At 74.7% G+C, this 19,339-nt stretch carries 19 protein-coding genes; 12 read left to right on the top strand and 7 right to left on the bottom strand.

Annotated elements, in window-relative coordinates:
* Window positions 1-48 precede the first annotated feature (48 nt).
* Window positions 49-924: a BTAD domain-containing putative transcriptional regulator gene (locus tag ACFYWQ_RS43325; RefSeq protein ID WP_389526331.1), complete on the top strand. Its 876-nt coding sequence runs from the start codon at window positions 49-51 to the stop codon at window positions 922-924.
* A 101-nt stretch (window positions 925-1,025) separates the two neighbouring features.
* On the opposite strand, the gene ACFYWQ_RS43320 is transcribed toward ACFYWQ_RS43325, so the two are convergent.
* The 3 genes from ACFYWQ_RS43320 to ACFYWQ_RS43310 form a co-directional block, all read right to left on the bottom strand.
* Window positions 1,026-1,700, bottom strand: coding sequence for a TetR-like C-terminal domain-containing protein (locus tag ACFYWQ_RS43320; RefSeq protein WP_389526328.1), 675 nt, complete (start codon window positions 1,698-1,700; stop codon window positions 1,026-1,028).
* 284 nt (window positions 1,701-1,984) lie between these two features.
* Window positions 1,985-2,854 (bottom strand): SDR family oxidoreductase, encoded by an 870-nt coding sequence (locus tag ACFYWQ_RS43315; protein ID WP_389526325.1) that lies wholly within the window; start codon window positions 2,852-2,854, stop codon window positions 1,985-1,987.
* A 143-nt stretch (window positions 2,855-2,997) separates the two neighbouring features.
* Complete coding sequence (locus ACFYWQ_RS43310; RefSeq protein ID WP_389526323.1) at window positions 2,998-4,620, bottom strand: FAD-dependent monooxygenase; 1,623 nt, start codon at window positions 4,618-4,620, stop codon at window positions 2,998-3,000.
* A 242-nt stretch (window positions 4,621-4,862) separates the two neighbouring features.
* Here ACFYWQ_RS43310 and ACFYWQ_RS43305 point away from each other — a divergent pair, with 242 nt between their 5' ends.
* The 5 genes from ACFYWQ_RS43305 (at window position 4,863) to ACFYWQ_RS43285 (ending at window position 8,199) form a co-directional block, all read left to right on the top strand.
* Complete coding sequence (locus ACFYWQ_RS43305; RefSeq protein ID WP_389526320.1) at window positions 4,863-5,159, top strand: antibiotic biosynthesis monooxygenase family protein; 297 nt, start codon at window positions 4,863-4,865, stop codon at window positions 5,157-5,159.
* Between the two features lie 2 nt (window positions 5,160-5,161).
* On the top strand, window positions 5,162-5,602 hold the full coding sequence (locus ACFYWQ_RS43300) for a nuclear transport factor 2 family protein (RefSeq protein WP_389526317.1): 441 nt from the start codon (window positions 5,162-5,164) through the stop codon (window positions 5,600-5,602).
* Window positions 5,603-5,676: 74 nt separating this feature from the next.
* Window positions 5,677-6,138 carry a nuclear transport factor 2 family protein gene (locus tag ACFYWQ_RS43295; protein WP_389526315.1) on the top strand — a complete coding sequence of 154 codons (462 nt, stop codon included), beginning with the start codon at window positions 5,677-5,679 and terminating at the stop codon, window positions 6,136-6,138.
* A gap of 111 nt (window positions 6,139-6,249) precedes the next feature.
* A complete protein-coding gene (locus tag ACFYWQ_RS43290; protein ID WP_389526312.1) occupies window positions 6,250-7,017 on the top strand; it encodes an SDR family NAD(P)-dependent oxidoreductase in 768 nt (255 codons plus the stop codon).
* Between the two features lie 111 nt (window positions 7,018-7,128).
* Complete coding sequence (locus tag ACFYWQ_RS43285; RefSeq protein WP_389526309.1) at window positions 7,129-8,199, top strand: LLM class flavin-dependent oxidoreductase; 1,071 nt, start codon at window positions 7,129-7,131, stop codon at window positions 8,197-8,199.
* A gap of 144 nt (window positions 8,200-8,343) precedes the next feature.
* Here the strand turns inward: ACFYWQ_RS43285 and ACFYWQ_RS43280 are convergent, their stop codons facing one another.
* From ACFYWQ_RS43280 to ACFYWQ_RS43270, 3 genes are all read right to left on the bottom strand, one after another.
* On the bottom strand, window positions 8,344-9,822 hold the full coding sequence (locus tag ACFYWQ_RS43280; RefSeq protein WP_389526306.1) for a GMC oxidoreductase: 1,479 nt from the start codon (window positions 9,820-9,822) through the stop codon (window positions 8,344-8,346).
* A 106-nt stretch (window positions 9,823-9,928) separates the two neighbouring features.
* On the bottom strand, window positions 9,929-10,687 hold the full coding sequence (locus tag ACFYWQ_RS43275) for a 4'-phosphopantetheinyl transferase family protein (RefSeq protein ID WP_389526303.1): 759 nt from the start codon (window positions 10,685-10,687) through the stop codon (window positions 9,929-9,931).
* Entirely contained in the window at window positions 10,684-11,718 is a 1,035-nt protein-coding gene (locus ACFYWQ_RS43270) for a ketoacyl-ACP synthase III family protein (RefSeq protein ID WP_389526300.1), read from the bottom strand. Before ACFYWQ_RS43270 ends, ACFYWQ_RS43275 begins: the two co-directional genes overlap by 4 nt.
* 284 nt (window positions 11,719-12,002) lie before the next feature.
* Between ACFYWQ_RS43270 and ACFYWQ_RS43265 the strand changes: the two genes are divergently transcribed.
* From ACFYWQ_RS43265 to ACFYWQ_RS43250, 4 genes are all read left to right on the top strand, one after another.
* Window positions 12,003-13,112, top strand: a complete 1,110-nt coding sequence (locus ACFYWQ_RS43265) for an acyltransferase domain-containing protein (RefSeq protein ID WP_389526297.1) — start codon at window positions 12,003-12,005, stop codon at window positions 13,110-13,112.
* 121 nt (window positions 13,113-13,233) lie between these two features.
* Window positions 13,234-14,502: a beta-ketoacyl-[acyl-carrier-protein] synthase family protein gene (locus ACFYWQ_RS43260; protein WP_389526293.1), complete on the top strand. Its 1,269-nt coding sequence runs from the start codon at window positions 13,234-13,236 to the stop codon at window positions 14,500-14,502.
* A complete protein-coding gene (locus ACFYWQ_RS43255; protein ID WP_389526290.1) occupies window positions 14,499-15,734 on the top strand; it encodes a ketosynthase chain-length factor in 1,236 nt (411 codons plus the stop codon). The genes ACFYWQ_RS43260 and ACFYWQ_RS43255 overlap by 4 nt, the downstream gene beginning before the upstream one ends.
* Window positions 15,735-15,788: 54 nt before the next feature.
* Window positions 15,789-16,061 (top strand): acyl carrier protein, encoded by a 273-nt coding sequence (locus ACFYWQ_RS43250; RefSeq protein WP_389526287.1) that lies wholly within the window; start codon window positions 15,789-15,791, stop codon window positions 16,059-16,061.
* A gap of 92 nt (window positions 16,062-16,153) precedes the next feature.
* Here ACFYWQ_RS43250 and ACFYWQ_RS43245 read toward each other — a convergent pair whose 3' ends face one another.
* A complete protein-coding gene (locus ACFYWQ_RS43245; protein ID WP_389526284.1) occupies window positions 16,154-17,257 on the bottom strand; it encodes a phosphotransferase family protein in 1,104 nt (367 codons plus the stop codon).
* A gap of 295 nt (window positions 17,258-17,552) precedes the next feature.
* Here ACFYWQ_RS43245 and ACFYWQ_RS43240 point away from each other — a divergent pair, with 295 nt between their 5' ends.
* Together ACFYWQ_RS43240 and ACFYWQ_RS43235 are read left to right on the top strand one after the other, a co-directional pair.
* Window positions 17,553-18,281, top strand: a complete 729-nt coding sequence (locus tag ACFYWQ_RS43240; RefSeq protein WP_389526280.1) for an SDR family NAD(P)-dependent oxidoreductase — start codon at window positions 17,553-17,555, stop codon at window positions 18,279-18,281.
* A 50-nt stretch (window positions 18,282-18,331) separates the two neighbouring features.
* The gene (locus ACFYWQ_RS43235; RefSeq protein WP_389526277.1) at window positions 18,332-19,258 is read left to right on the top strand and encodes a zinc-binding dehydrogenase; all 927 of its coding nucleotides are present in this window, start codon (window positions 18,332-18,334) and stop codon (window positions 19,256-19,258) included.
* The last annotated feature ends 81 nt before the right edge of the window (window positions 19,259-19,339 follow it).

Genomic DNA, 19,339 nt, shown 5'->3' with positions numbered 1-19,339 from the left:
CGCGCGGCAACAACTCAGGTCACTTACCGGGAAGGTGTACGAGACGTCGTGGAATTCTCTGTACTGGGGCCGCTGCGCATGCACGAGCGCGGGGTGTCCTACACACCGACGGCACCGAAGCAGCGGCAGCTGCTGGCCCTGCTGCTCCTCAACGCGAACCAGGTGGTGTCCACCGACACGTGTATCGAAGAGCTGTGGGAGGACTCCCCTCCCAACAGCGCGCTCTCCACCCTCCAGTCGTACATCCTGCAACTGCGCCGCAGCCTGCGGCGGGTGCCGCGGATCGGCAGCCTCCAGGCCGCCCGCCGCATCCTGGAGACACGTGACGGGGGGTACCTCCTCGCCGTGCGCAACGACGAACTCGACACCAACCGGTTCTGGAGCCTCGTACGCGAAGGGCGCGCGGCGCTCCGGCACGACGACGCGCGGGCCTCGGCGTGTCTGTCCGAGGCGCTGCGGCTGTGGCAGGGCACCGCGCTCTCCGACGTCCAGCGCGGCCCGGTGCTGCGGGCGCATCTGGTGGGCTTGGAGGAGGAACGGACGAGCGTGCACGAGCAGCGCATCGCCGCGGATCTCCGGCTGGGCCGGCACCAGGACCTGCTGGGCGAACTGAGCCGGCTCACCGCCCGCTACCCGATGCACGAGAGCCTGCACGCCCAGTTCATGCTGGCGCTGCACCGCACCGGGCGGCGGATCCAGGCACTGGAGGTGCAGCAGCGGCTGAGCACCGTGCTGCGCGAGGAACTCGGCCTGGACCCCTCCCCCCGGGTACGGCGCCTGCACCAGGCGATCCTGGCGGGCGACCCCGCCATCGACATGCTGGCGTACACCGACTCCGTGCTGGCCGCCGAGCCCTCCGCACCGGCCGGCCGGCCGAGGGCCGCGGACGGAGAGCTGGTGGCGGCGGGATCCGTACGGCGCTGAGCACTGCGTACGGTGCTGAGCACTGCGTACGGCGACGAGGGAGCGCGCCGGGAGCGCGCCGACGAGGGCTGAGGCGACGCTCCCCCGTGGGGCACGCCGTCTCAGCCCTCGTCGGCGCGTTCCCCGGGCGGCGAGAAACGGCCGGCCGTGGTACCGGTCGTCGTGCCGGTCGTGTTGGCCGCGAGGAAGGCGTCGGTGACCGCGTGGACGTAGTCCGCGCCGAAGGTCCGTTCGGCCAGCAGGCGGCGGAACATCAGCGGGCCGGCGAGCTGGTCGATGGCGAGCTCGGTGTCCAGGCCGGGGGGCAGTTCGCCGGCCGCCTTGGCGTGTTCGAGGATGGCGCGGAAGCCTCCGGAGCCCGCCCTGAACAGCGACTCCTTGAGGTCGGTGAACGACGGGTCCACCCCGGCGCGCTCGATGACCGCCCGCATGCCGCGCTCCGCCACGGGGTCGTGCAGCAGCTCCCGCAGCCCGTCGAGCTGTCTGATCAGGTCGTCGCGCAGCACACCCGTGGGCGCCGGGCGGACCGAGTCGATGCGCTGGGCGATGGCCTCGTAGATGAGGGAGAAGGCGTCCGGCCAGTGGCGGTACAGGGTGGTGCGGCCGACGCCGCTGCGGGCGGCGACCGCGACATGGGTGACCGCCGCCCAGCCCTGTTCGACCAGCAGTTCCTGGGCGGCGGCCAGGGCCGCGGCCCGGCTGCGGGCGGCCCGCGGGTCCATACCGCGCCCGGACGCCCGCGTGCCGCGGTTCGCGGCGTCGGCCTGCGTGGACATCGGCTCTCCCTGGTTCGTCGACGTGCTGTTGCTCCGCTGTTCGGAACAGAGTGTGCCATTTCCGTCCCGCGCACGGGCGCCACACCGACCCGCCGGTCCCGCCGCCACCGGTCCCCCGCGCACGGGATACCGGCCCGCCGGGACGCCACCCGCCCGGACGCCGTCCGCCGGGTGTGGCCCGCTCGGACGCCACCCGCCCGGACGCGGACAGGCGGCCGCAGGCCCGGGCGAGCCGCGGGGTCCGACCCGAGCGCCCTCGGGGCAGGCCCGAGCGAGCCGCAGGATCAGGCCCGGTAGAAGTGCAGGTGGTCGCGGGCCCAGTCGGTGAAGGAGCGGGGGGCGCGGCCGAGGACGCGGTGGACGTCGGGTGAGAGGCGGCCGTGCAGTTCGCTGCCGTGTTCGATCGCCTCCTCCAGTGTCGTGATCACCCCGTTCACCGTCTCCTCGGAGAAGTGGCGCAGCAGCATCTCCCGGTGCGCGGCGAGCGGCACCGTCTCGAAGCGCAGCTCCCGTCCGAGCAGCGAGCCCAGCACCGCGAGCTGCTGGCGACCGGTCAGCGCCTCGGGTCCCGTCAGCTCGTACACCTTCCCCTCGTGGCCCTCCTCGGTCAGCGCCCGCGCCGCGGTCTCCGCGATGTCGCGCGGGTCGACGATCGCCTCCGGCACGTCCGCGAGCGGACCGCGGGCGACGCCCTCTGCCTTGATCGACGCGGCCCAGCCGAGGTTCATGTTCATGAAGCCGTTGGGCCGCAGGACGGTCCACGGCACCCCGGAGTCCCACAGCGCCTGTTCGGCGATCCGGTGCCAGTGGCCCAGCGGGTTGGTCTTCGGGTCCTCGGCCATCTCCACCCCGAGGGTGGACAGCTGCACGATGTGCTCCACGCCCGCCTCACGCGCCGCGGCCACGAGGTGCGCGTCGTGCGTGGCCTTGTTCGCGCCGAGCGACATCAGGAAGACCTTCTGCACCCCGTCCAGGGCGGGCGGCAGCGTCCGGGGGCGGCCCAGGTCCGCGGCGACCACCTCCAGGTCCGGCCCGGCGGGCAGCGCGGCCCGCCCCGGGTCGCGGGTCAGCGCCCGCACCTTGTGCCCGCCGGCCCGCAGCAGCGAGAGCACCTTGCCGCCCACGTTCCCCGTGGCTCCGGTCACCAGAATCATCGTCGTCTCCTCGTTCGTGGCTGCTTCATGACGGCCTCGTGGCGGCCTCGCGGCTGCTTCGTGGCTGCTTCGTGGCTGCTGCTTCCCGGCGGCCTCGTGGCTGCTTCGTGGCTGCTTCGTGCTGCGAGGGGGTGGGCCGGCCGTCAGCGGCCGGCGGGGTCGGGGCGGTCGAGGACGGTGCGCAGGGCGCTCTCCAGCGCCCGGGTCGCGGCGTCGGCGCTCCCGGCCGGCCCGCGGGAGCGCCAGGCGACGAAGCGGTCGGGGCGCACCAGCACCGCGCCCGCCCCGGTGACGCCGTACGGCTTCTCCCACTCGGTGCCCGGGAGCCGGTGCACGGGCAGGGCGATGCCGAGCCGCCCGGCCGTCTCCGCGGCCGCGGCCGCCCACTCCTCGCCCGTTCCGTCTCCGGTGAGCAGGACGAAGGAGCGGCCGAACAGGGCGGTGGTGGACGCGGCCGGCGCGCCCTCGGGCAGCGGCACGTACGGCGCCCGTGAGCCGGGGCGGCCGGTCGGGGCGGCCGGGTCCTCGAGGAGTTCCCCGGCGTCGTCCGGCTCGCGGACCACGGCGCCGGCGGCGCAGCGGTAGCCGAAGACCTGGACGACGGGCGGCAGCGGCGCGGCGAGCGCCCCGTCGTCGAGGTAACCCGCCAGCCGTTCCACGGTGTTGCGCAGCTGCTGTTCGCCGATCATCTCCGAGACCGGGCGGCGCTCGGCGTCGTGGCTGTCGAGCAGTCCGGGCCCGGCCTCGCCCTTGACCACCATCGCCAGCTTCCACGCCAGGTAGAAGCCGTCCGTGACGGCGGTGTTGCCGCCCAGGCCGCCCGGGGCGGGCACCAGCCGGGCCGCGTCGCCGACCAGGTGGGCGCGGCCCTCGCCGAACTGGTCGGCGATCTCGCTGACGATGTCGGTGCGTCCCGTCTCGACGACCTTCAGCGGCAGGTCGGGCAGGCCCAGACCGGTGCGGACCAGCTCGGCGCAGCGCTCCTCGGTGAAGGAGTCGAAGTCCGGCGGGTTCTGCGACATGCCGAGCACATAGCCGTACCGGCCGGGCACGTCGGTGGTGTAGAAGACGCCGGGCACCGGACTCTGGAGCCAGAACAGCGCGAACTTGCGGCCGTCGGCGACCCCCGGCAGCTCGCGCAGCGGTTCGCTCATGTCGGCGTCGAAGAAGACCCGGAAGATCTCCCCGAGGTGTCCGCGGCCGTGCATGCCGATGCCCAGTCGCTCGCGCACGGGGCTGTGCCGGCCGTCGGCGCCGACGAGGTGGTCGGCGGTCACCGTCCGCTCGGCGCCGGTCCGCACGTCGCGGAGCACGGCGGTGACCGCCTCCGCCGACTGCTCGAAGGAGACCAGCTCGGTCTCGAAGAGCAGTTCGGCGCCGAGTTCACGGGCCCGGTCGGCGAGGATCACCTCGGTCCGCTCCTGGCTGGCCATCGCCCAGTCCTCGGGCGAGACGCGACGCATCGCCATCTCGCCCTCGGTCATGATCGCCTTCAGGACGGGTCCGGCCAGGGTGTCGGCCACCACCATGTAGAACGCGCCGGTGCCCCCGTCCGGGCCGGCCTCGGCGATCCGGTCGGCGACGCCGCCGACGCGCAGCACCTCCATGGTGTGCGGGTACTGTCCGCGCGCCTTCATCACGACCGAGGTGCCGGGGTGTTTCTCGACCACCAGCGGTCTGACGCCGTGCAGTCCCAGGAACAGGGCGGTGGTCAGGCCCGCCAGGCCACCGCCCGCGATGAGAACGGGTACGTGCTCGTCCGACACGGCCACTCCTTGGTCGTCTTGGTCGTCGCTACGGGCTGGTCGTCGCGGCGCCCAGTCTGGGCGGGGCCGTTGGAGCACCGGTGGGGTCCCCGTCCACCCCGGGTGGCCCCCGTCCGCCCGGCCGGCGGGAGGATCACGGGTCCCTCCACCGCCGCCCCAACCGCTCATCAGCGGCGGCACCGAGGGTGGGAGGGGCGGTCCGCGCGGCTGCCTCCGTCACCCTTCGAGACACAGGAGTCGCCGTGGTCGTCTTCGTCAACAAGCTGACGCTCACCGGAGCGGCCGAGGACCTGGAACGCGTCTACGCCCATGTCGCCGAGTTCATGCGCACCCGTCCCGGCCTCGTCCGTTACCAGCTCGTCCGCTCGCAGAACGATCCCTCCGTGTACTTCAACGTCGCCGAGTGGCAGGACCAGGCGTCGTTCGAACAGGCGCTGAAGGAGCCGGAGTTCCGTACCCGGCTGAAGGCCCTGGGCACGGTCATCAAGGGGGAACCGCACCTGTCCGACGTGGTCGAGTACGGGGTCGGGGAGGTCTGAGCGTGTCCGGACCCCTCAAGATCAGCCAGCCGGTCGACGGCGAGACGTACGCGCGGATCCTCCAGTTCTACGCCCAGCAGATGCAGCTCCTCGACGAGCGGGCGGCCGAGGAGTGGGCCGAGGGGTTCACCGAGGACGGGGTGTTCGCGCAGAACGTCAAGCCGGAGCCGTGGGCGGGCCGCGCCGTCATCGCCGCGCGGATGCGCGCCGGGATGGACCGGCTGGCCACGCGTGACGTGCAGCGGCGGCACTGGTTCGGCATGGTCGCCGCCGATCGGCAGGACGCCGGCACGGTGCTGACCCGGTACTACGCCATGGTCTTCGAGACCCCGAACGGCGGCCGGGCCACCACCTACCTCAGCACCACCGGCGAGGACGTCCTGGTCCTCCAGGACGACCAGTGGCGGATCAGGCACCGCCTCATCACCCACGACGGCACCTGATCCGGCCCACCCGGCCGTCACCGAGCGAAGAACGAAGAGCGAAGAACGAAGAGCGAAGAAGGAAGGCTGTGAGCATGACCGAGCTGACACGCGAGCGCGTGGCCGCGGCGTACGCGTCGCTGCTGACCGGGGACCGGGAGCAGATCGCCCGGTACTGGTCGGAGGACGTGCGCTTCCAGATGCCGGGCAACCACCAGTACGCCGGCTGGTTCGTCGGCCTGGACGACTACCTGGAGAAGATGGGCAAGCTGATGGCCGCCACCGGCGGCCGTATCACCTCCGACACCCTGAACGTCCTCGTCGACGCGGAGGCGGGGGTGTCGATCGACGTGTACCGCCTGGACGGCTACCGGGAGCACGCCAAGGACGGCGCGACCTCCCCGTACGAGCGTCTCCGGGTCGAGGGCGTGCACGTGCTGCGCTGGGAGGACGGCCGGATCGTCGAGGGCCGCAGCGCGCTGTTCGCCGACGGGGTCACGCAGGCGAACCTGTGGTGGTCGCCGGTCGGCGCCGACGGGGAGCGCTACGAGTACTGAGCGTGTGCCGATCGCGTGCCGATCGCGCCCCGATCTTCCGCTCTTCCGCGAGGGCCGTCCGGGGGTTCGTCCCCGGCGCGGCCCCGCGCATTCCACCGAGGAAGTGCAGCCATGTCTCAGCCAGCACAGGGCGTGCTCCAGGACCGGGCGGTCGTGGTCACCGGGGGCGGTACCGGAATCGGCAGGGCGGTCGCGCACGCCTTCGCCGCCGAGGGTGCCCGGGTCCTGGTGGTCGGCCGCAGGGCCGGTGTACTCGCCGAGACCGCCCGGGGCCGCGCCGGGATCTCCACGCTCACGGCCGACCTCTCGGACCCGGAGACCCCGGGTGCCGTGGTGGCGGCGGCCGTGAGCGAACTCGGCGGCGTCGACGTCCTGGTGAACAACGCCGTCACGATGCGGTCCGCGCCGCTGGGCCGCATCGATCGGACGAACGCCCGGGACCAGGTGGCCACCAACCTGCTCGCGCCGCTGTTCCTCACCCAGGAGGCGCTGCCGCAGCTGGAGGCCGCCAAGGGCCTCGTCGTCAACGTCACCACGGCCGGCAACCAGCGCGGCTGGCCCGCCCACTCCGTCTACGGCGCCACGAAGGCCGCCCTCGACTTCCTCACCCGCACCTGGGCGCTGGAACTCGCCCCCCGGGGCATCAGGGTCGCGGGCGTCGCCCCGGGCCCGGTCGAGACCCCGATCGCCGAACACGCCGGGCTCGACGCCGAGGGCATCGCCCGGCTGCGGGACCGGCAGCGCGGCCGCGTGCCGCTGGGGCGGGTGGGGCAGCCGGAGGAGATCGCCTGGTGGATCGTCAACCTGGCCCGTCCCGAGGCGTCGTTCGCCACCGGGCTCGTGCTGCCCGTGGACGGCGGCGCGAGCGTCGTCTTCTGACCGCGCCACCCGGACCGCGCCACTCTGACGCCCCAGTCCTGACCGCCCCCCAGTCCTGAACGCCACCCTCCTGACCGCCCCCCTCCTGAACGCCACCCCAAGGGAGCCCCTATGGAATTCGGCATCAACCTCTTTCCCACGGTAGGCCCGGACGACAAGGACGCGGCGGACTACTTCGAGGAGAGCCTGCGCCTGGCCGAGCTCGCCGAGGAGCTCGGGTTCGACCACGTCAAGACGGTGGAGCACTACTTCTTCAAGTACGGCGGCTACAGCCCGGACCCGGTGACGTTCCTGGCCGCCGCGGCGGCCCGCACGCGCCGCGTCAAGCTGGTGACCGGCGCCGTCATCCCGGCGTTCACGCATCCGCTGAAGCTGGCCGGGAAGCTGGCCATGCTCGACAACCTCTCCCGAGGGCGCCTCCAGGTCGGCTTCGGACGGGCCTTCCTGCCCGACGAGTTCGACGCCTTCGGCATCGACCTGGACGAGAGCCGGGCCCGCTTCGAGGAGGGGGTGCGCGCCTGCCGACGGCTGTGGAGCGAGGAGGACGTCGTCTGGGACGGCACCTTCCACTCCTTCGGGCCGGTCACCCTGCTGCCCCGGCCCTACCAGCGTCCGCACCCGCCGATCCTGGTCGCCACGGCGAAGACCGCCTCCTCCTGCGAGCAGGCCGGCCGCGACGGCCACGGCCTGATGATGGTGCCGTCGATCAACAAGCGCGAGACGGTGCAGGAGATGCTGGGCCTGTACCGCAAGGCGTGGGCCGACGCGGGCCATCCCGGGGAGGGCGAGGTCCACATGAGCTACAACTGCTACCTCAGCGAGGACGCCGCCGAGGCCCGGGCCCGGGGCGAGGTGTACGCACGGCGCAGCAACGCGGTGATGCGCGACGCGGTGGCCGCCTGGGGCGAGCGGCGCAGCACGGTCTACGCCGGCTACGAGAAGGTCGTGGAGAACATCGCCCGGGCCGACTTCGGCCGGTCGCTGGCCGAGAACAAGGCCCTGGTCGGCACGCCGGAGGAGGTCACCGAGCGGCTCCGGACGATCCGCGAGTGGTTCGGGGACGTGGTGATCAGCCTTCAGGTGATCTCCGGCAACCCCAGCCACGAGGAGTCGGCGCGCAGCATGCGGCTCTTCGCGGAGCGGGTCGTGCCGCACTTCCGCGACACCCCGCCCGCCGGCTGACACCGGCCGCACGCACGGTCAGGGGCTCCCCCCCGGTGGTCCGGGGGGAGCCCCTGACGTCGTACGGCGACGGCCGCGGGCACGTACGCCGGAACCGGCGCGCGCGGCAGCGCGCCGGTTCCGGTGGCCCGCCCCGGCCGGCGCTCAGCTCCGGCCGGCCACGTCGCTCACCAGCCGTTCCGACACGCGGGCGGCGACGGCGGCCACGGTCAGGGCCGGGGGGACACCGGTGCCCGGCAGCAGCGAGCCGTCCACGACGTAGAGGCCGTGGTGGCCGTTGACCCGGCCGGCGTCGTCGGTCACGGTGCCCAGCGGTACGCCGCCGACCACGTTGCCGCCGGTGGTGCCGATCCGGCTGAACGCGGTGCGGCTGCCCGGGTTGGCCTCGTCGAGCCGGTCCAGGGTGTGGGTGATCGCGGACTGGGCGCGGGCGAGGGCGGGGTCGTCGGCCGGCCAGGTCAGGACGACGTCGTCCTTGTCCGGGTCGTAGTGGAAGGCGCCGAGGGCCGGCGCCGGGACGGAACCGATGGTGGTGATCCAGCCCTCGCCCTCCGGGGCGTCCGGCCAGGGGAAGTTGAGCAGGGAGACCGGGCCGAGCGGATTCTCCCGCCAGTCCTGCGCGATGACCGCCGCGGGACCGCCCTGCCGGGGGTTGTTCTCCTGCATGCCGGTGCGGGCCGTGATGACCTCGCTGTTGCCGACCCGGGTGCCGAGCGCGGCGTCCAGGGCGGGCAGCGCGCCGGTCTCCCGGGCCCGCAGCAGGAGCCGGTTGGTGCCCAGGGTGCCGGCCGCCAGCACCAGCCGGTCGGTGGTGATCCGGTGCCGGGACACCACCGTTCCGCGCTCGTCGATCCGGTCGTGGTCGACGTGGTAGCCGGTCCCGTCGCCGCCGTCCGCCGGGTGTACGGCGGTCACCACGCTGAGCGGCCGTACGTCGATGTGCCCGGACGCCTCGGCGCGGGCCAGCAGGGTGCGGTCGAGGCTGCGCTGGGCGCCGCTGTTGACGCCGAACACGTTCAGCCCGTCGATCTGGGACCGCACCCGGGTGCCGGCCATCTCCTGGCGGACCACGTCCCAGTCCACCGCCAGGTCGACCTTGCTCCACGGGATGCCGGCCTTGTCCAGCTGGTCGGCGAACGAGCGGGCGGAGCGGTAGAACTCGGAGTGGTAGACGTCGTCCGGGACGGGTTCGCAGCCGATGAGCGCCCGCGCCTCCGGGTACCACCGCTCACGCATCTCGCGGTAGTCCAGGACGTCGCCGAGGGTGTGGGCGAACAGTTCGGCCGAGGGCTGGCACATGGTGCCGTTGGACGCGAGCGAGGCGCCGCCCACGCCGGCGCCGGCGAGGACGTTCATGCCGCTGCCGGGCACGAACTCCAGGACGCCGGTGTACACGTCGAGCTTCGCGTCGGTGAGCGGCGAGGTCTTGCTGAGCCAGGCCGCGCGTCCGTCGGGCGCGGTCTGTGTCGCGAAGGTGTCGCCGGCGTCGTCGACCGGCCAGCGCCGCCCCCGCTCCAGCAGGACGGCGTCCACGCCCGCCTCCGCCAGCCGTAGGGCGGCGATCGAGCCTCCGTAACCGCTGCCGACGATCACCACCTGCGCACGGTGCTGCTGCCTTTCCACCGGGCGGCCTCCCTGTCTTGTCGGTCTTGCCGGTCTTGCCGGTCTTATCGGTCTTGCCGGTCCTGGACTGTGCGGCGCGTCGAACATCGCGGACGGTGGTGGAGCCTCACTGTGGAGCCGGTGCAGAGCCGCTCGGCCAGCGCCGGAGCAGCACCCGGCCGACGGGGGCCGACGCGGGCACGGCGACCGCGGCGTGCCGGCCGGGCCCGACGGCCAGGGACCGCACCCGCCACCACTCACGCCCGCCCCCGCCCACCGGATGCGGCACGAGGACGGAGCCGGCGGCCGCCGGATGCGTCTCGACCCGCCGCAGTGGCGCTCCCACCCCGGCCCCGGAGGCCTTGACGACGGCCTCCTTCCGGGTCCAGCAGCGGAACAGCCACTCCCGGCGGCGGTCGTCGGCGCGGGCGAGGCCGGCCCGTTCGGCCGGGGACAGCGCGGAGCGCGCCATCGCGTCGAGGTCGACCGGGCGCTCCCGTTCGAGGTCGACGCCGACGGGGTGCCCGGTGCTGAGGGCGAGCAGCCAGGACGGGCCGGAGCGGGAGAGGCTGAAGGTCAGCTCGTGGTGCAGCACGACGGGCCGGCCGTGCCGGGGGTCCCCGCACTGCGGGCAGGCGGCCCGGCCGAGCGCCACCTTCCCCGGCTCGGTACCGAGGTAGCGGGCCAGGACGGCGCGTACGGCGGTGTGGGCGGCGGCGTACCGGGCCGCCGCGACGGGGTGGCGCAGCCGGCGCAGCCGTTCCCTCTCGTCCGCCGACAGCACCGAGCCGCCGGGCGGGGGCGCGGCGCCGGCCGTGTCCGTCTCCGTTGCGCCCTCCCAGAGGTGGATCTCCCCGGGGCGCGGCAGGGCCCGGGAGCGGGTCACGGGCTGCTCCAGGACGGGGTGCGGCGGATCTCCACCACGGCACAGGACCAGGTGAACCCCGCGCCGACCCCGGCCAGCAGGCAGAGCTGGCCCGGCCGGGCCTTGCCGGACTCCGCGAGGTGCGCCAGTCCCGCGAACTGGTCGCCCGCGCCGAGGTGTCCCACGGTCCGGCCCCAGGGCCAGGTGGTGGCCTCCGGGTCGACCTCCCACTTGCGCAGGTAGGTCTGGCTCAGGCGGCGGCGCCCGAAGTGCGGCAGTACGAACCAGTCGATGTCGGACAGCTCGACCTCGGCGTCGCTCAGCGCGCGCTTCAGCGCCTCGGCCTGTCCGGCGCCGACCCGGGAGACGCTGTAGGAGATGCCCACCTCGTCGACGAAGGCCCGCTTGGGCACGTCGAGGTCCATCGGCCGCCGTACGCCGAAGGGGGCGACGCCGAACGGGTCGTCGCCCCGGTGCATCGCCTCCAGCTCCGGTTCCGAGACGGTGGCGAGGCTGCGCAGCCGGGCGAAGCCGGGGCGCCGGGACAGCACCAGGGCCGTGCCCGCGTCGCCGTACACCGTGCCGGGGTCGCTGTGCCAGCGGTCGAAGCCCGGGGCGCAGAACCGGTCCCCCGTGGTGAGCAGGGCGCTGCTGCCCCGGGCGCCGCCGGCGAGGGCGCTCGCGGCGAGTTCCATCGCCGCCATGCCGCCGTTGGACATCTGCCGTACCTCGATCGCGGGGCACCGGTTGCCCAGGGCGACGCGCTGGATGTAGGAGACGGGGGCCCACAGGTCGTGCCCCTGGTAGTAGACGTCGGCGTGCAGGATGAGGTCGACGTCCTGGGGCACGGTGCCGGACCGCTCGACGGCCGTGAGCGCGGCCCGGGCGGCCATCTCCGGCGGGGACTCGCCGTCCGAGACCGCGACCGACACCAGATCCGTCTGCCGGGCGAGCTTCCGGTCGAACGCGCCGCTCTCCACGACGCCCGCGACCTCCACCCGCCCGGGTATGTGGGCGGCGACACCGCTGATGTACAGCTCTTCGAACCTCATGTGCCGGTACCTCTCGTCGTTCGCCTGCGACCGTGGGGCCCGCAACGCCCAACGGCCGCCGGACAACGGCGTGATGACCGTTGTCCGGCGGCCGTGTGCGGTGGGCGCGCGCTGAGCCGAGGAGACGGGTCACGCCGCGTCGGCCGTGCCTCCAGTCTCGGAGCGGGGGCTGGGAACGGGGTGGGGTCTGGCTGGAGGCACCGGCCCTCCGCGCCTCCAGGGCGGCTCCAGACCGGGGTGGGAGGGTGCGGCCGTTGCGCCGTCCCTGTCCCGAGGAGGCAGCCGTGCGTCCGAACACCCCGCCCCAGGCCCCCGTACCCCGCGGTGTGGCCCTGCTCTTCCCCGGCCAGGGGGCGCAGCAGCCGTTCATGGCCGCGGGCCTGTACCGCGGCCATCCGCCGTTCCGTCGCCTCATGGACGAGGTGTTCGAGGCGTGGGGCGCCGAGGGCGCCGTACTGCGCGCCGACTGGCTGTCGGACCGCCCGTCCCTGGACCCGGACGGGGTGCGCCGGGCCCAGCCGCTGCTCTTCGCCGTCGACTGGGCGCTGGGCCGCATGGTGCTCGACTGGGGCGTGCGCCCCGCCGCCCTGCTCGGCCACAGTGTCGGCGAGGTCGCGGCGGCCACCCTGGCCGGTGTCCTCACCCTGGAGGAGGCGGTCGGGCTGATGGCCGACCGGGTGGCGCACATCGAGGCAGGACCGGCCGGCGGCATGCTCGCCGTGCGGGCGGCCGCCGCCGACATGACGCCCTACCTGCACGCCGACGTGGTCGTCGGCGCCGTCAACGCGCCCCGGCAGGTGATCCTCGCCGGTTCGACCGGCCCGCTCGCCGACACGGAGGCGCGGCTGCGCGCGGCGGGCTTCACCTGCCGCCGCACCCGCGCCCTGAGTCCGTTCCACAGCCCGGCCCTGGCCCCGGTGGCCGAGGCCGCGCTGCCCGCGCTGTCCCGGCTGCCGCTGCGGGCTCCGCGGCTGCCGCTGCACTCGGGGTACACGGGCCGCGCGCTGACCGCGACCGAGGCCGCCGACCCCCGCTTCTGGGCCGGGCAGCCGGCCGCCCCGGTGCTCTTCGGGCCGGCGCTCGACGCGCTGCTCGGCACCGGCGGACTGCTGCTGCTGGAGACGGGCCCGGGCCAGAGCCTGACCGCCCTCGCCCGGCGCCACCCGGCGGTCGGCACCGGCCGCTCCACGGCCCTGGGACTGCTCCCGCCGCGCGCCCGGGGCGACGACACGGACCTGCGCACCCTGCGTACGGCGGTGGAACGGCTGCTGTCCGAGGGCGCGTTGGCGCACGACCCGCTGCCGGCGCCGACGACGACCGGGACGGCGACAACGACCGGGACCGGGACGGCAACGGCGACCACGACGACGACCACTGCGACGAGCGCGCGGTGAGCGCGCGGTGAGCGCGGACCAGCGCGGATCCAGAGGCCCGCGATCCGGCCTCCAGGCAGGACTGCGAGCGTGGCACGCCGGGGCCGGTCACCGGACCCCGCCGACTGTGAGTGAGGATGTCATGGAGCGTCGCATCGTCATTACAGGGATCGGTGCAGTGGCACCCGGCAAGCCGGGCGTCAAGGAGTACTGGGAGCTGATCTCGAACGGCCGTACGGCCACGCGTACGATCTCGTCCTTCGACCCGGCGCCCTACCGGTCCCGGGTCGCCGCCGAATGCGACTTCGACCCGGTCGCCGCGGGACTGAGCCGGCAGGAGGTCCGCCGGATGGACCGGGCCACCCAGTTCGCCGTCGCCGCCGCCCGCGAGGCGGTCGCGGACAGCGGACTGGGCCTGCCCGGGGACGACCCCACCACCGTCGGGGTGTCCCTCGGCAACGCCGTGGGCTGCACGACCAGCATGGAACGGGAGTACACCGTCCTCAGCGACGAGGGCGCCGAGTGGCTGGTCGACCACCGCTACGCCGTGCCCCACCTCTACGACCACTTCGTGCCGAGCTCGATCGCGGCCGAGCTGGCCCGGCTGGTGGGCGCGCAGGGCCCGGTGGCGCTCGTCTCGGACGGCTGCACCTCCGGGCTCGACGCGGTCGGCCACGGCGCCGACCTGATCCGCGAGGGCAGCGCGGACATCGTGATCAGCGGCGGCACCGACGCCCCGATCTCGCCCATCACCCTGGCCTGCTTCGACGCCATCAAGGCGACCACGCCCCGCAACGACGACCCGGAGCACGCCTCCCGCCCGTTCGACGCGACGCGCAACGGGCTGGTGCTGGCCGAGGGCGCCGCCGTGCTGGTGCTGGAGGAACTGGAGCACGCCAGGCGGCGCGGCGCGCGCGTCTACGCCGAGGTCGCCGGGGTCGGCACGCGCTGCAACGCGTACCACATGACCGGGCTGCGGGCCGACGGCACGGAGATGGCCGACGCCATCACCGCCGCCCTCGCCCAGGCCCGCCTCACGCCCGGGTCGCTCGACTACGTCAACGCCCACGGGTCGAGCACCAAGCAGAACGACCGGCACGAGACCGCCGCCTTCAAGACGGCCCTGGGACGGCACGCCTACGACGTGCCCGTCAGCTCGGTGAAGTCGATGATCGGGCACTCGCTGGGCGCGATCGGCGCGCTGGAGCTGGTGGCGTGCGTGCTCGCCATGCGCGACGGGCTCGTCCCGCCGACCGCCAACCTGCACGAGCCGGACCCGGTCTGCGACCTGGACTACGTGCCGCTGCGGGCCCGGGAGGCGACCGTGGACAACGTCCTGAGCGTCGGCAGCGGCTTCGGCGGCTTCCAGACCGCCGTCGTCCTGGCCCGTCCCGAGCGGGACGCGGCGTGAGCGGCACCGGCACGGCACGCGCCGTGGTCACCGGGATCGGCGTGGCCGCGCCCAACGGGCTGGGCACCGAGGCGTACTGGGCCGCGACCCTGGCGGGCCGCAGCGGCATCGCCCCCACCACCCGCTACGACGCCGCCGGGTACCCGCTGCGCCTGGCCGGCGAGGTACCGGGGTTTGAGCCCGAGCGGCACATCCCGAGCCGGCTCGTCCCGCAGACCGACCACAGCACACGGCTCTCCCTGTACGCGGCCGACGAGGCGCTGCGCGACAGCGGACTCGACCCCGCCGAGCTGTCCCCGTACGGCATGGGCGTGGCCACGGCCTCGTCCATGGGCGGGTTCGAGTTCGGGCAGCGGGAGTTGCAGAACCTGTGGAGCAAGGGCGGCCGGTTCGTCAGCGCCTACCAGTCCTTCGCCTGGTTCTACGCCGTGAACACCGGTCAGATCTCCATCCGGCACGGCCTGCGCGGCTCCAGCAACACGGTGGTGACCGACGCGGCCGGCGGCCTCGACGCGGTGGGCAACGCCCGGCGGCAGATCCGCCGGGGCACCACCGCGATGCTCACCGGCGGGGTCGACGGCGCGCTGTGTCCGCTGGGCCTGGCCGGGCACCTCAGCTCCGGGGCGATGAGCACCGGTGGCCCGGCCGACCGGGCGTACCTGCCCTTCGCCGAGGACGCGTCGGGCCAGGTGCCGGGTGAGGGCGGTGCGTTCCTGGTCCTGGAGGACGCGGCGAGCGCCGGGCGGCGCGGTGTCCGCGGCTACGGCGAACTCGCCGGGTACGCGGCGACGTTCGACCCCGGTCCGGATCCGGCCGGCCCGGCCGCGACCGGTCTGGTCCGCGCGATCCGGGGCGCGCTGCGGGACGCCGGCGCGCACGCGGACGACGTGGACGCGGTGTTCGCCGACGCCGCCGGTGTGCCCGAGCTGGACCGGGCGGAGTCCCGGGCGCTCGCCGAGGTGTTCGGGCCGGGAGGCGTCCCGGTGACCGCGCCCAAGACCATGACGGGCCGGCTCTTCGCGGGCGGGGCGTCGCTGGACCTGGCGACCGCGCTGCTCGCCCTGCGGGACGGCACGATCCCGCACACCGCGAACGTCCCGCACCCCGGCCCCGGCCACCCGATCGACCTCGTCACCGGGGAGCCGCGCGCCGCGGACCTCCGCTGCGCGCTGGTCGTGGCCCGCGGACGGGGCGGTTTCAACGCCGCCGCCGTCGTACGGCGGGCCGCCTGAGGGCGCAGCGCGTCCGTCCCCGCGAACCCACCGCCCACGCCGAAAGGAAACCTCATGAGTGACGCCAAGGCGACCGTGACCGAACTGACCGTGGAGGACCTCACCCGCATCATGCGGGAGTCCGCGGGCGAGGACGAGTCGGTCGACCTCGACGGTGACATCCTCGACGCCGACTTCGCGGAGCTGGGGTACGACTCCCTCGCCCTGCTGGAGACGGCCGGGCGGATCGCCCGTGACTACGGGGTCGAGCTGAGCGACGACGACCTGGACGGCGTCGCCACCCCCCGCGAGTTCCTGGACGTCGTCAACCGGACGCTGGCCGCGTAGGACGGCCGCCACGACGGGAACGGGCGGGTGGGGCGCACCGCACCAGGTGCGCCCCACCCGCCCGTTCCCGTCGGCGGGTCCGGCCGGTCCCGTCAGCGGGGCACGGCCGCGTCGCCGTACCGGGCGCCCCGCTCGTCCAGGACGCGGGCCAGCAGGCGCGTGGCGTTGCGGTGGAGCGGGAAGTCGGTGCCGGGCGGCATGATGCCGCTCTCCTCCAGCAGCCGGGTCACGCGTGCGGTCAGCACGCAGAACCGGAACGCGGCGAAGACCTCGTAGTACTCCAGGTCGCGCACCCGGTGCCCGGTGAGGTGCTCGTAGTGCCGCACCGTCTCGGCCCGGTCGGGCAGCCCGGCCAGCCGGGTCGCGCCGATGCCCTCGCTCAGGTGCCGGTCGAGGTGGAGGAACCAGGCCAGGTCCGACTCGGGCTCCCCCAGCGCGGCCATCTCCCAGTCCAGGACGGCGGCCGGTGTCTCACCGTCGTAGACGATGTTGCCGAGCCGGGCGTCGCCCCACAGCAGCCGGGGCGGGCCGGGCTCCTCGGGCCGGTGGTCGCGCAGCCACGCCGACGCGGCCGCCGCGACCTCGTTGTGCTGGGCCCCGTAGAACGGCAGGAGTCCGGTGTACTCGGCCAGTTGCTGCGCCAGGTGGCCGGTGCCGTACCGCGGCCGGTCGAGGAAGCCCAGGCCCAGCGCGAGGGGGTCGAGCCGGTGGATCGCGGCGAGCATCTCGACGCCGCCAAGCCAGACGGCGCGGCGGCGCCGCGGCGGCAGGTCGGCCAGCCAGCCCTCCCGGTGGTACGAGGGGAAGTCCGCGGGCACCCGGCCGTCGATCCGGCGCATCACCAGGAACGGCGCCCCGAGCACCGAGGCGTCGGGCTCGTGGCCCAGCAGGGGGGCCGCGGGGACGTCGGTGCCGTCGAGCACCTGGAGCAGCCGGACCTGTTCGGGCCAGCGGTCCTCCGGGTGGACGCGGTGTCCGGTGGGGGCCACCCGTACGGCGAGGGGTTCGCCGCGGCGGGTGGTCCCGTCCTCGGTCCACTCGGCGTCGCACAGCAGGATCTCGCCCGAGTAGCCGGCGGCGCCGGGCACCCGGACCGGGCCGACCGTCACCTCGCGGGCCCGGGGCATCCGGGCCGCGAGCCAGTCGGCCAGCGCCAGGCGGGTCTGTTCGGGGTCGCGCTGCACGGGCACGGGCACGGCGTTCCTCCTTGAGCGGACGGCGGGGGTTCCGCCCGGTTCCGGGGTCCGGCCGGGCGGAGCCCGAGTCTCGCCCCCGGCCCTCGCACCGCGGTCCAGCCGCGGTGGAGCCGCCACGGCCGGTGCGGGGCGGGGCGGGCGGCTCCAGCCGGACTCCTTCGGCGCGCCAGCGCGGCGGAGCAGCATCGTGCCCGGGCTCGGTGTGCCGTCTCCCCCACGGCCCTGTCCTGGGGAGCGCGGCGGCACGGAACGAGGCCCGCACGGAACACCGCCCGCACGGCGTACAGGAGGAACGATGCACTTGCAGGGCAGGACCGCCGTGGTCACCGGCGGAACCCGCGGGCTGGGCAGGGCCCTGGCGCAGGCGCTGGCCGACGAGGGCGCCGTCGTGGTCGCCGCCGCCCGGGACGCCCCGCCGGACGCCCCGGAGCGGGGCAGCCGGATCGTCCACGCCAAGGCCGACGTCACGGTGCCCGACTCGGTCGCCGAGCTGATGCGGACCGTCCACGAGCGGTACGGCGGCCCGCACATCGTGGTCGCCAACGCCGGGGTGAGCCGGCCCGGGCCGGTGGCGGCGCTGTCCGACGAACACTGGGACGCCGTGATCGGCACCAACCTGACGGGGGTCTTCCACACCGTCAGGGCGGCGGTGCCCTACCTCCGGGACGCCGACGGCGGCCGGATCATCACCGTGTCGTCGCTGCTGGGCCGGCGCGCCATGCCCGGTGCCGCCGCGTACTGCGCCGCCAAGGCCGCCGTCGAGCTGTTCACGCAGGTGTGCGCGCTGGAGCTGGCCCCCCAGGGCATCACGGTGAACTGCCTGGCGCCCGGTTTCATCGACGAGGGCCAGGGCCGGGCCCTGATGGCCAACGAGGCGCTCTGGCCCCGGCTGGCGGACACCCTGGCCACGGGCCGGCCGGGCACGGGGGCCGAGGTCGGCCGTGCCGCCGTCTTCCTGGCCTCCCCGGAGAGCGGCTACGTCAACGGCGCGGTGCTGCCCGTCGACGGCGCGGTGCGCTGGTGACCGCCGCTCCCCGCTCCTCCCCCACTCCCCCTCACAGACTCGGAGGCGACGTGCGAGCACTCATCACTCCCGTGGACGGCGGTACCCGGGTGCGGCCGGTGGCGGTTCCCGAGCCCGAACCCCGTCCCGACCAGGTCGTCGTGGAGGTCAGGGCGGTCTCCGTGAACCGCGGTGACCTGTCGCTGCTGGGCATGCTCCCGCCGGGTTCGCGGCTCGGCTTCGACGTGGCCGGCACCGTGGTGCGCGCGGCGGCCGACGGCAGCGGTCCCGAGCCGGGCACCCGGGTGGCGGGCGTGGCCGAGCGGGACGGCTGGAGCGAGCGGGTGGCCCTGTCGACGGCCCGGCTGGCCCCGCTGCCGGACGGGGTCGGCTGGACGGACGCGGCGGCCCTCCCCGTGGCCGGTCTCACCGCGCTGTACGCCCTGCGGCACGCCGGGTCCGTGCTGGGCCGCCGGGTGCTGGTCACCGGCGCCAGCGGTGGCGTCGGCCGGGTCGCCGTCCAGCTGGCCCGGGCGGCGGGAGCCGAGGTGACCGCCTGGGCCGGTTCGGCGGAGCGGATGAAGGGCCTGACCGGCCTGGGCGCGGCGACCGTGGCGAGCTACGAGGACGGCCCCGGGGCGACGGGGCCGGTGGACGTGCTCGTCGACAGCATCGGCGGCGAGGTGCTGCGCGGCGCGTACCAGCTGGTCGAGCGGCGCGGCATCGTCGTCTGCTACGGCAACACGCTGCGCGCCGATCTGTCGCTGCCGTTCGACTGGGGGCACGCGCGCCCCGGCGTCCGGATCCGCTATCTGCACCTGTTCGACGAGATGCCCCGCAGGCCCGTCGGCCGTGATCTGGCCGCGCTGCTGCGGCTGGTCGCCGACGGCGGCCTCGATCCCCAGGTCGCGTTCACCGGTGACTTCACGGACCCGGAGCCCGCCCTGCGCGGCCTCGACTCGCGGCAGGTCAACGGCAAGGCGGTCCTGGTGCTGTGACCGGCCCCGCCCAGGACAGAACTCGCCACCGCCCCGGACCGTGCAGCGCGGTCCGGGGCGGTGGCGTTCTCCTCAGCCGGT

This window comes from Streptomyces sp. NPDC003247 (assembly GCF_042888135.1).
Classification (GTDB): Bacteria; Actinomycetota; Actinomycetes; order Streptomycetales; family Streptomycetaceae; genus Streptomyces.
This window is presented reverse-complemented; position numbering and strand designations above follow the sequence as displayed.

What these genes read in the sequence shown, in the direction of transcription:
- ACFYWQ_RS43320 (WP_389526328.1), bottom strand. Translation starts at nt 1,700, where the DNA reads ATGTCCACGCAGGCCGACGCCGCGAACCGCGGCACGCGGGCGTCCGGG.
- ACFYWQ_RS43315 (WP_389526325.1), bottom strand. Translation starts at nt 2,854, where the DNA reads ATGATTCTGGTGACCGGAGCCACGGGGAACGTGGGCGGCAAGGTGCTC.
- ACFYWQ_RS43295 (WP_389526315.1), top strand. Translation starts at nt 5,677, where the DNA reads ATGACCGAGCTGACACGCGAGCGCGTGGCCGCGGCGTACGCGTCGCTG.
- ACFYWQ_RS43290 (WP_389526312.1), top strand. Translation starts at nt 6,250, where the DNA reads ATGTCTCAGCCAGCACAGGGCGTGCTCCAGGACCGGGCGGTCGTGGTC.
- ACFYWQ_RS43285 (WP_389526309.1), top strand. Translation starts at nt 7,129, where the DNA reads ATGGAATTCGGCATCAACCTCTTTCCCACGGTAGGCCCGGACGACAAG.
- ACFYWQ_RS43270 (WP_389526300.1), bottom strand. Translation starts at nt 11,718, where the DNA reads ATGAGGTTCGAAGAGCTGTACATCAGCGGTGTCGCCGCCCACATACCC.
- ACFYWQ_RS43260 (WP_389526293.1), top strand. Translation starts at nt 13,234, where the DNA reads ATGGAGCGTCGCATCGTCATTACAGGGATCGGTGCAGTGGCACCCGGC.
- ACFYWQ_RS43250 (WP_389526287.1), top strand. Translation starts at nt 15,789, where the DNA reads ATGAGTGACGCCAAGGCGACCGTGACCGAACTGACCGTGGAGGACCTC.
- ACFYWQ_RS43240 (WP_389526280.1), top strand. Translation starts at nt 17,553, where the DNA reads ATGCACTTGCAGGGCAGGACCGCCGTGGTCACCGGCGGAACCCGCGGG.